General features: G+C 72.9%; 10 protein-coding genes. 6 read left to right on the forward strand and 4 right to left on the reverse strand.

Translation table 11 applies throughout. The annotated features are described in order from the left end of the window. Positions 1-156: 156 nt before the first annotated feature. Positions 157-1638, reverse strand: a complete 1482-nt coding sequence (locus tag AB0G63_RS37995; RefSeq protein WP_360760114.1) for an MFS transporter — start codon at positions 1636-1638, stop codon at positions 157-159. Positions 1639-1889: 251 nt separating this feature from the next. On the opposite strand from AB0G63_RS37995, the gene AB0G63_RS38000 reads away from it, so the two are divergent. The 4 genes from AB0G63_RS38000 (at position 1890) to AB0G63_RS38015 (ending at position 6908) form a co-directional block, all read left to right on the forward strand. Next, positions 1890-2513, forward strand: coding sequence for a TetR/AcrR family transcriptional regulator (locus tag AB0G63_RS38000; RefSeq protein ID WP_360760117.1), 624 nt, complete (start codon positions 1890-1892; stop codon positions 2511-2513). A 117-nt stretch (positions 2514-2630) separates the two neighbouring features. Next, complete coding sequence (locus tag AB0G63_RS38005) at positions 2631-4994, forward strand: glycoside hydrolase family 78 protein (RefSeq protein ID WP_360760119.1); 2364 nt, start codon at positions 2631-2633, stop codon at positions 4992-4994. Positions 4995-5047: 53 nt separating this feature from the next. Further along, positions 5048-6304, forward strand: a complete 1257-nt coding sequence (locus tag AB0G63_RS38010) for a family 1 glycosylhydrolase (protein WP_360760122.1) — start codon at positions 5048-5050, stop codon at positions 6302-6304. 67 nt (positions 6305-6371) lie between these two features. Further along, complete coding sequence (locus AB0G63_RS38015) at positions 6372-6908, forward strand: isochorismatase family cysteine hydrolase (protein ID WP_360760125.1); 537 nt, start codon at positions 6372-6374, stop codon at positions 6906-6908. Between the two features lie 16 nt (positions 6909-6924). On the opposite strand, the gene AB0G63_RS38020 is transcribed toward AB0G63_RS38015, so the two are convergent. Beyond that, complete coding sequence (locus AB0G63_RS38020; protein ID WP_360760128.1) at positions 6925-7242, reverse strand: alpha-amylase; 318 nt, start codon at positions 7240-7242, stop codon at positions 6925-6927. 432 nt (positions 7243-7674) lie between these two features. On the opposite strand from AB0G63_RS38020, the gene AB0G63_RS38025 reads away from it, so the two are divergent. After that, positions 7675-7821: a hypothetical protein gene (locus AB0G63_RS38025; RefSeq protein ID WP_360760131.1), complete on the forward strand. Its 147-nt coding sequence runs from the start codon at positions 7675-7677 to the stop codon at positions 7819-7821. Between the two features lie 109 nt (positions 7822-7930). On the opposite strand, the gene AB0G63_RS38030 is transcribed toward AB0G63_RS38025, so the two are convergent. Both AB0G63_RS38030 and dhaM read right to left on the reverse strand, forming a co-directional pair. Beyond that, positions 7931-8230, reverse strand: coding sequence for an HPr family phosphocarrier protein (locus AB0G63_RS38030; RefSeq protein ID WP_360760134.1), 300 nt, complete (start codon positions 8228-8230; stop codon positions 7931-7933). After that, positions 8214-8606, reverse strand: coding sequence for a dihydroxyacetone kinase phosphoryl donor subunit DhaM (gene dhaM / locus AB0G63_RS38035; protein WP_360760137.1), 393 nt, complete (start codon positions 8604-8606; stop codon positions 8214-8216). Before dhaM ends, AB0G63_RS38030 begins: the two co-directional genes overlap by 17 nt. A 61-nt stretch (positions 8607-8667) precedes the next feature. On the opposite strand from dhaM, the gene AB0G63_RS38040 reads away from it, so the two are divergent. Beyond that, a complete protein-coding gene (locus AB0G63_RS38040; RefSeq protein ID WP_360760140.1) occupies positions 8668-9444 on the forward strand; it encodes an IclR family transcriptional regulator in 777 nt (258 codons plus the stop codon). Positions 9445-9697 lie beyond the last annotated feature (253 nt).

Consider the following 9697-nt stretch of genomic DNA (forward strand, 5'->3'; position numbering starts at 1 on the left):
GGCCGGCCGGTACCCTGTCCGCCGACCCGTCGTACGCCGCCAACGCCTCGCTCGCCGCCTGCCGGCGCCCCTGCCCCCGCCGCGCCCCCCGCAGGGCTGACGAACGGCGCCGACCGTCTCGCCCCGCCGTGCGGCGCACGGCGGGGCGAGACGGGTTCAGGCGGCGGCGGTGGCGGGCGGCGCGTCCTCCTCCTCGGGGTCGCGCAGGGGCGGGATGAACAGGGAGAGGGCCAGCGCCACCAGGGCGACCAGGGCGCCGAGCCAGAAGATCCAGGAGTATCCGGTGTCCAGGTAGAACGCGGTGCCGTCGACGACGGTGCTGTCCGCGGAGAGGACGGCGTAGGCGCCGGCGGTGACGATGGCGCCGAACAGGCTGAGCAGCATGTTCAGCATGCCGCTGCCGAGGCCCTGCTCGTCGCGGGTGACGACGCCGACCACGAGGGCCGGCGCCCCGGCGACGACGATGCCGGAGCCGACGTTGGCGACGCAGGAGGTCAGGATGAGCTCGAGTTCGTTGCCGTGCCGGAAGCCGACGAGGGTGTAGCCCAGGGCCATCACCAGGAGACCGACGCACCAGATCCGGCGCGCGTCGAAGCGGCGCAGCATGCGGCTGGCCAGCAGGCCGGTGCCGAACATCACCAGGTTCCAGCTCACGCTGACGACGGCGTTGTGGTGGGCGCTCCACCCCAGGCCGGCCGAGACGCCGGGGATGTGGGGGTAGAGGGCGAGCAGGATGGCCAGGCCCGGCATGGTGAAGGCGACCGTCTGGGCGAGGCCGCCCGCGGTCAGCGCCAGGGCGACCGGGCGGCGGCGCAGCACCCGCAGGTCCAGGATGGGGTGGGCGCTGGAACGTTCCACGAACAGGAACGCGACCAGTGCGATCGCGCCGCCGGCCAGCCAGCCCAGGGTGCGCGGGTCCGCCCAGCCCCAGCTCTGGCCCTGGCCGACGGCGTAGACCACGGCTGTCAGACCGCCGCCGAGGACCAGTCCGCCGAGCCAGTCGAAGCCGGAGTCGAAGGCGTGCCGCGGCGTCTCCGGGACCAGCAGCGCGACCAGCGCGAAGGCGACGGCGGTGGCGGCGGCGAGGAACCACAGGGCGCCGCGGTAGCCCCAGCCGTCGACCAGCCAGCCCGCCAGGAACGGGGAGACGAGGGCGACCAGGCCGACGCTGCTGCCCATGATGCCGCTGGCCGGCTTGACCAGGCGGGGCGGGAAGACGTCCCGCACCGCGGCGAACGACAGGGCGCCGAACGGACCGTAGAAACCGGCGATCGCGCGGCCCGCGAGAACGAGCCAGAAGCTTCCGGCCATGGCCGCCAGGGCCTCGCCGAGAGCGCCCAGGGCGGTCATGGCGAGCATCACGCGTCTCTTGCCGTACAGGTCCCCGAGCTTGATCACGAACGGTGTGAGCAGGGTGGACGTCAGGGTCAGCGTCAGCCCGAACCACACCACCTGGGTGGTGTGGAAGGCCTGCGCGACGCCCGCTGTGGCGTTGGCGCCGAGGATGCCGCCCGCGGCCAGCAACTGGGTCGGCCAGGCGAGCGCGACCAGCAGCAGGACGAGGCGGGGAGTCCACCGTCCGCCAGCGTCGGAGCGTGCTGCGGAGTCGACTGAGGGGCTTGATGACGTCGGCGTCATGCCAGCCCTCCTTTCACGGAGGTGCCGAGGGGAGAGTAAGCGCGGGGGGTGTGGGTGCGCAGCAGAGGTGCGGCGTAACACGTCGCTCACGGGGACGTGACAGCGCGGCAATCCGTCGGCGCGTGACGTCGATGATGAAGCCGAACACCTAGTGGCTGCTAGGTTTCGGGGATGTGACCCACGTCACGCCGCGTGTCCGGGATGGTCGACGGGCCCGTGGCCGTCAAGGTTGCCGCCGGTAGGGTTCTGGCATGGCGACACCCAGGGGGCCGCGCGGCCAGTACACGGCGGGCCGGGCGCGGCGCACGCAGATCCTCGAAGCCGCGCTGCTGCGCTTCGGCCGGGACGGCTACCGCAAGACTTCCCTCGCGCGCATCGCCCGCGACGCCGAGATCACCGACGCCGGGCTGCTGCACCACTTCCGGGACAAGCAGCAACTGCTCCTGGCGGTCGTCGAGTACTGGCACGAGCGGATGGACGTGCGCTGGCAGCGGGTCTCGGACTCGGTGCGGGACGCCTTCCGCTGCCACCTGGAGGACACGGCCGAGACGCTGACCATGCCAGGCATGGTCGAGCTGGCCGTCGTCCTCACCGCCGAGGCCACCGCGCCCGACCATCCGGCGCACGAGCACTTCACCACCTGGCAGGAGAAGGGCGTCCGGGAACTCGCCGACCGGCTGCGGGTCGGCAGCGCGCGAGGTGAGCTGCGGCCGGACCTAGACCACGAGGCCATAGCCCGGGAGTGCGCGGCCCTGGATGCGGGGCTGCTCCAGCAGTGGCTGGCCGGCGGACGGTCCTTCGACCTCGTCGCCGTCATGCGCGGCCACCTCGACCGGCTCCTGCGGGTCATCTCCACCGACGGGCAGGGGTTGTAGGCGGCGGGTCGGGGGATGCCGGTGGGCCCGATTATTGGCATGGGCATGACATATGCGAGGCCTCGTGTGGCGCACGTCACGTCAATGAATGCCTAGCTTTCACTAGGTGTTCGCCGCATGATCGACCCTGCTCACCCCCCGGTGCTGAGAAAGGCCGCCATGCACCACCACTGGACCGCACGAGTCGTCAGTCCCCACCCCTCCGCCCCGGAGGCCGCCCCCGAGCCCGCCCCCGAGCCCTCCGACGGGCCCCGCCCGGCGGTGCTGCTGCGGGCGGAGTTCACCGCCCGGGCAGCCGTACGGTCGGCCCGACTGCTGGTCACGGCGCTCGGCGTCTACGAACTGGAGATCAACGGCGGCGTGGTGGGCGACCACGTCCTGGCCCCCGGCTGGACGAGTTACCGCCACCGCCACCGCTACCAGTCCTTCGACGTCACCGCCCTGGTCCGCGAGGGGCGCAACGCCTGGGGCGCCCACCTGGCCGACGGCTGGTACCGGGGCCTGCTCGGCTTCAACGGCGGCACCCGGGACATCTACGGCCCGCACACCGGGCTGCTCGCCGAACTCCGCATCGAGTACGCCGACGGCTCCACCGACACCGTCGCCACCGGGGAAGGCTGGCGCTGGATCCCCGGACCGGTCCTGTCCGCCGGCCTGTACGAGGGCGAGGAGTACGACGCCCGCCGCGAGCGGGACGGCTTCAGCGAGGCGGGCTTCGACGACTCGGCGTGGCGGCCCGCCGCGGTCCTGGACTTCGACACCGGTGTGCTCTTCCCGGCCGACAGCCCGCCGGTGCGCCGTATCGAGCACCTCACGCCCGTCGCGGTGACCACCTCGCCCACCGGCCGCACGATCCTCGACTTCGGCCAGAACCTCGTCGGGCGGCTGCGCATCCGGGTGCGCGGCGAGGCCGGCCGCACGGTCACCCTCCGGCACGCCGAGGTCCTGCAGGACGGCGACCTGTGCACGCGACCGCTGCGGCACGCCACCGCCACCGACCGCTACGTCCTGCGCGGCGACCCGGCGGGGGAGGAGTGGGAGCCCCGCTTCACCTTCCACGGCTTCCGCTACGCCGACGTCGAGGGCTGGCCCGGCCCGCTCGACCCTGCCGACGTCACCGCCGTGGTCGTGCACAGCGACCTGCGCCGCACGGGCTGGTTCTCCTGCTCCGACACCTCCCTGAACAGGCTGCACGAGAACGTGGTGTGGGGGATGCGCGGCAACTTCGTCGACGTGCCCACCGACTGCCCCCAGCGCGACGAACGGCTCGGCTGGACCGGCGACGTCCAGGTCTTCGCCCCCACCGCCGCCTTCCTCTACGACGTCCGTGACTTCCTGCGCTCCTGGCTGCGCGACCTCGCCGCCGACCAGGAGACCGACGGGCGGCGCGTCCCGCCGGTGTTCAGCCCCGACATCCCGGTGATCACCCCGGCGCCCCTGCCGCCCGGCAACCCGCCGATGGCCGGCTGGTGCGACGCGGCCGTCATCGTCCCGTGGGTGCTGTACGAGCGCTACGGCGACACCGATGTCCTGCGCGCCCAGTACCCCTCGATGTGCGCCTGGGTCGACGCCGTCGACCGCATCGCCGGTCCGGAGCGGACCTGGGGCGAGGGGTTCCAGTTCGGCGACTGGCTGGACCCGTCCGCCCCGGCGGACGACCCCGGCCGCGCGATGACGTCGTCCGTCCTCGTCGCCACCGCCTACTTCGCCCGCTCCGCGCGGCTGCTGGCCCGCACCGCGGAGGTGCTGGGCGAGGCGGGCGACGCCGCCCGGTACCACGCCCTGGCCGACACGGTCCGCGACGCCTTCCTCGCCCGCTTCCACGCCGGCGGCGGGCGCCTGACGGAACAGACCCAGACCGCCTACGCTCTCGCCCTGTCGTTCCGCCTGCTGGAGGGCGCCACCGAGCGCGCCGAAGCGGGACGCCGGCTGGCCGGACTGGTGGCCGAGGGAGGCCACCGCATCGGCACCGGCTTCCTCGGCACCCCGCTGGTGTGCGACGCGCTCACCGACACCGGGCACGTCGGCACCGCCTACCGACTGCTGACCCAGCGGGCCCGCCCCTCCTGGCTCTACCAGGTCGACATGGGCGCCACGACCGTGTGGGAGCGCTGGGACAGCATGCTCCCCGACGGCAGCGTCAACCCCGGCGAGATGACCTCCTTCAACCACTACGCGCTCGGCGCCGTCGCCGACTGGATGCACCGCACCGTCGCCGGGCTGGCCCCCGCCGAGCCCGGCTACCGGCGGCTGTCGGTCCGGCCCCGCCCCGGAGCCGGTCTGACCTGGGCCCGGGCCGAGCACGACACGCCGTACGGCCGGGCCGGGACCGCCTGGCGCGTCGAAGACGGCGACCTGCTCGTCGACGTCGTCGTGCCGCCCCACACCACCGCGACGGTCGACCTGCCCGGCGCGCAGCCCAGGCAGGCCGGCCCCGGCCGGCACACCTTCCGCGCCCCACTGACCGCGACCACGTCCTGACACCGCGATCACCCGCCTCACCCGCCTACCGACCACCCGCTTAGGGAGCACCCATGACATCGATCAGCCTGCCCGACACCTTCCTGTGGGGCGTCGCCACCGCGGGGCACCAGAACGAGGGCGACAACAGCGCCAGCGACACCTGGTTCCTGGAGCACACCGCCCCCTCGCTGTTCCGCGAGCCCAGCGGACCGGCGTGCCAGGGCTACCGGCAGTGGGAGACGGACCTGGACCTGGTCGCCGGACTGGGGCTGAGCGCCTTCCGCTTCTCCGTCGAGTGGGCCCGCGTCGAACCCGAGCGGGGTGTCGTCTCCGCCGAGGCCCTGGACCACTACGAGCGCATGGTCGACGGCTGCCTCGAACGGGGACTCGCACCGCTGATCACCTTCAGCCACTTCACCGCCCCGCACTGGTTCGCGGCAGCCGGTTCCTGGACCGCCGCCGACGCCCCGGCCCGCTTCGCCGAACAGTGCGACCGCGTCATGGCGCGCTTCGGCGACCGCATCGCCTACGGCATCACCCTCAACGAACCCAACCTCGAACAACTGCTGCAGGCCGGCGCGAAACTGCCGCCCGAGGCGGAGGCGCTCAAGGCGCGGATGCTCGAAGCCGCCGCACGCGCCGCCGGCAGCGGCGCCTACGCCAGCGCCAACGTCATCCCCGCCCACCGGCAGACGGAGTTCCAGGAGGCGTTCACCCGCGCCCACCGTGCGGCCCGCGAGGCCATCAAGGCCCGCCGCGGCGACCTGCCGGTCGGCGTCTCCATCGCCATCGCCGACGAGGTCGCGGTCCCCGGCGGCGAAGCGCGCCGTGACGCCAAGCGCGCCGCCGTCTACGACCACTGGCTGCGCGAGGCACGCCAGGACGACTTCATCGGCGTGCAGAACTACGAGCGCGTCGTCCACGGCCCCGACGGTGAGGTCACGCCCGACGGCGAGCTCAACGGCATGGGCACGGTCATCGAGCCGGGCTCCCTCGCCGGCGCCGTCCGCTACGCCCACGAGGTGTCCGGAGTGCCGGTCCTGGTCACCGAGCACGGCATCCAGACCCCGGACGACACGCAGCGGGCCGCCTTCATCCCCGCCGCCGTCGAAGCGCTCGCGACCGAGGTGGCCGCCGGCACGCCCGTCCTCGGCTACTGCCACTGGACGCTCATGGACAACTTCGAGTGGATCTTCGGCTACGGCGCCCAGCTGGGTCTGCACGAGGTCGACCGCACGACGTTCCGCCGCCGCCCGAAGCCCAGCGCGAAGGTGTACGCCGACCTGGTGCGCAGTTGCCGAGGAGCGCTCGCCGACAGCCGGAGCTGAACGGCACGGCGGACCGGGCCGGCCGCCGGGCAGGAGTGGCCGGCCCGTGGGACGGAACCCGGCGGGCATGAGCAAGAGCGCGCTGACCGTCCTCGACATGATCAACACGTACGACCACGAGGACGCCGAGCTGCTGCTGTCCTCGGCCGAGAAGGTGGTCCCGGTCGTGGCGGGCCTCCTCCAGCGGGCCCGCGACAAGGACGTACCCGTGATCTACGTGAACGACAACTTCGGTGAGTGGCGCTCACACCACGGTGAACTCCTCGGCAAGGCCCTGGCGGGTCCGCACGCCCGCCTGGTGGAGCCGCTGCGGCCCGACGACGCCTCGCTGTTCGTCGTCAAGGCCCGCCACTCGGCCTTCTTCGAGACCCCGTTGTCGTACCTGCTGCGGCAGCAGGGCACCGAGCGGCTGGTGCTGTGCGGGCAGGTGACGGAGCAGTGCATCCTCTATTCCTGCCTCGACGCCCACATCCGGCACTTCGACGTCACCGTCCCGCGCGACGCCGTCGCCTGCATGTATCCCGAACTCGCGGACGCCGCCCTGCGGATGATCGAGCGCAACATGGGGGCGCGGGCGTGCGACAGCGCCGAGCTGTGGCGGTGACGGCCGGCGACTCTCGTCAGGACGGTTCGCAGACGGCGAGGTGGTCGGCGTGGCCGTGCAGGCCCAGGTATCCCTCGCCGACCGTGCTGAACGCGCCCGGCGCGAGGGTGTGGCACAGGCCGCTCGCGCCGTCCTGGTAGACGACCGTCACGCTCTGCGTGTCGGCGCAGTCGTTGGCGGCGTCGGTGTACCGCCAGCTCTCGTACATCGCCACACAGGACGGGGCCGGCGTCAACGCCGCCGCCACGGCGGCGGGGGCCCGGAGAGCGGAGGGGAGGATCAAAGCTGTGGCGAGGCCTGCGGTCGCGATGGACCGGTTCATCCATCTCTGCATGAGACGACTCCCTGCTTCTCTTGAACGAATGGTGTACGAGAAATCCGAACAATCGCGGCGAACTAGCCGGGCGATGCGTTCAAGAGCCGAAGGTTTCAGCGGTGCGGGACCGCGTGCAACACGCCGAGCCCGCTTTCGGACACGCGGGTCGTTGCAGGGGTGGGCCACCGTGGCCTGCGGGAACGCGGCACCGGCCGCGCCCGCTGCCGCGGTGACGCTTCAACCATTTCAGCGCCGTCCGGCCGGGCCCGCCCTGTCGGAGCAGGCAGCCGGGCTCCGAGCGCCCGTCCGGCGCCGGGGAGCTGCAAGGGAAGTCGCGGCGGGGCCGCACACTCTCGGCCGGAAGGGGCTGGAGTGGCGGGCACCGGGTAACCGGAAGGTCGTGGGCCCTGACAAGGAGCAGGGCACCCCCGAGCGAAAGGAGTGCCGCCCATGTCCACAGTGATCGAACGGATCAAGCGTTTCGCGCGGAGTCCGCAGGGGCGACGCACGACGGAACGGGCACGCCGCTCCGCGGCCGACCCGCACCGCCGTGGCCAGGCGCAGCGGTTGTTCGGAAAGCTGCGCGGCCACCGGTGACGAGGCCCGTCCCTCCTCGCGGCGGGGCACCCGCGGCGAGGAGGGCTCGGCTGCGCGGGGCGGTCGAGGCGTAGAGGGCGTGTGGGGGCGTGACTACTCGGGGGCGTGACTACTCGGCGTTGGCCAGGATGTCGGCCAGTGCCGTGACGGCCTGTTCGGCGTCGGGGCCCTCGGCGCGGACGGTCACGGTGGTGCCGCTGGTGGCGCCCAGCCCCATCACGGCGAGGACGCCGGTCGGGTTGACGGTGCGGCCTTTGTGCTCCAGTTCGATGGAGCTGGTGAATCCGGCCGCCGCGCGGGCGAGCTGACCCGCGGGGCGGGCGTGGAGGTTGGCGGGCAGGACGACGGTGGCCTCGTGGGCGGCCGTGGCGGTGGCGGGCGTGGCGGTGGCGTCAGAGCTTGGGGACATTGCGGGCCTCCTTGGCGGCGTCGGCGACGGTCTTGAGGTCGGCGCCCGACGCGGCGGTGACTGCGGCGGCGACGGCCCCTTCGACGAAGGGGGCGTCGACGATGGTGACGTCGGGACGGGGATGGTCTTCCAGGACGGTGCGGGCGGTCAGGACGGAACTGCCGAGGTCGGGGAGGACGACCACGCCGGCGCCGCGATCGGCGTTCCGGATCGCGTTCAGGACGAGGTCGTAACTGGTGCCTATGCGGCCGTCATCGGTTCCTCCGGCGACGGCGAGGGGGACCGTGTCGGAGCCGATCTGCTCCACCAGCAGGCGAAGGCCCGCGGCAAGCTCCGCGCTGTGTGACACGAGTACGATGCCGACAGAGGTGCTCATGAACAGTCACGTTAAATCTCGGAACGCTGTTCATCAATACTGAATCGAGGAGAAATTTTCGATGGTGCAGGCGGTGCAGCGTGCGGTGCAGATCTTGCGGGAGCTCGCGACCACCGGGCCCCGGCTCGGTGTGACCGAGCTGGCCGACCGCCTGGGCGTGGCCAAGCCCACCGTGCACGCGCTGCTGCGCACGCTGGAGGCCGAGGGGCTGGTGGTGCAGGACCGGGACAGCTCCAAGTACCAGCTCGGCCCCGACCTGTTGCAGCTCGGCAACGCCTACCTGGACACCCAGGAGCTGCGCGCCCGCTCGCTGACGTGGGCGAACCAGCTCGCCACCCGGGCGAACGAGGCGGTGTGGGTGGCGGTGCTCACCGACGACCACGTCCTGGTGGTGCACCACGCCTTCCGGCCGGAGGCGGCCGTGCAGATCCTCGAGGTGGGCGCCAGCATCCCGTGGAGCACCTGCGCGCTGGGCAAGGCCATCGTGGCGTTCTGCCCGGCCGCTGAGCGCGAGCGGCTGCTCGCGGGTGAACCGGCCGTGCTCACCGGCGCGAGCATCACCGAACGGGAGGTGCTGGCCGGGCAGTTGAAGGAGATCCTGCGGACCGGCTACGCGGTCGAGGACCAGGAGTCCGCCATCGGTGACGCGGGCATCGCCTCGCCCGTCTTCGACCGTTCCGGCGCGGTGGTCGGCGCCATCGGCGTCGTCGGCCCCGTCGAGCGGGTGCTGGCCCAGCCGGCCCGCCAGGAACTCGCCGTGACGGTGCGCGAGACGGCCCGCAACCTCTCCCGCGACCTGGGCGCCCCCCGCGGAGGCGGCCGCGGCCCCGCCGCCTGACCCTCCGCCCCACCCGACCACCACGCTCCAGCGTTCCCCTTGGCCCGCGCCCTGGTCCCTGGCCCGCGCCCTGGTCCCGGGCCTGCGTCCTGGTCCCTGGCCCGCGTCCTGGTCCTGGGCTTGCGCGCACCCCTGCTGGCTGATTCGGTCGGCCTTGCGGCCTTGCGGCCTTGCGGCCTTGCGGCCTTGCGGCCTTGCGGCCTTGCGGCCTTGCGGCCTTGCGGCCTTGCGGCCTTGCGGCCTTGCGGCCTTG

Origin of the sequence: Streptomyces sp. NPDC020996, assembly GCF_040641355.1 — a bacterium.
Taxonomy (GTDB): Bacteria; Actinomycetota; Actinomycetes; order Streptomycetales; family Streptomycetaceae; genus Streptomyces.

Coding starts and splice junctions, on each gene's coding strand:
- AB0G63_RS37995 (WP_360760114.1), bottom strand. CDS start 1,638: ATGACGCCGACGTCATCAAGCCCCTCAGTCGACTCCGCAGCACGCTCC.
- AB0G63_RS38000 (WP_360760117.1), top strand. CDS start 1,890: ATGGCGACACCCAGGGGGCCGCGCGGCCAGTACACGGCGGGCCGGGCG.
- AB0G63_RS38005 (WP_360760119.1), top strand. CDS start 2,631: ATGATCGACCCTGCTCACCCCCCGGTGCTGAGAAAGGCCGCCATGCAC.
- AB0G63_RS38010 (WP_360760122.1), top strand. CDS start 5,048: ATGACATCGATCAGCCTGCCCGACACCTTCCTGTGGGGCGTCGCCACC.
- AB0G63_RS38015 (WP_360760125.1), top strand. CDS start 6,372: ATGAGCAAGAGCGCGCTGACCGTCCTCGACATGATCAACACGTACGAC.
- AB0G63_RS38020 (WP_360760128.1), bottom strand. CDS start 7,242: ATGCAGAGATGGATGAACCGGTCCATCGCGACCGCAGGCCTCGCCACA.
- AB0G63_RS38025 (WP_360760131.1), top strand. CDS start 7,675: ATGTCCACAGTGATCGAACGGATCAAGCGTTTCGCGCGGAGTCCGCAG.
- AB0G63_RS38030 (WP_360760134.1), bottom strand. CDS start 8,230: ATGTCCCCAAGCTCTGACGCCACCGCCACGCCCGCCACCGCCACGGCC.
- dhaM (WP_360760137.1), bottom strand. CDS start 8,606: ATGAGCACCTCTGTCGGCATCGTACTCGTGTCACACAGCGCGGAGCTT.
- AB0G63_RS38040 (WP_360760140.1), top strand. CDS start 8,668: ATGGTGCAGGCGGTGCAGCGTGCGGTGCAGATCTTGCGGGAGCTCGCG.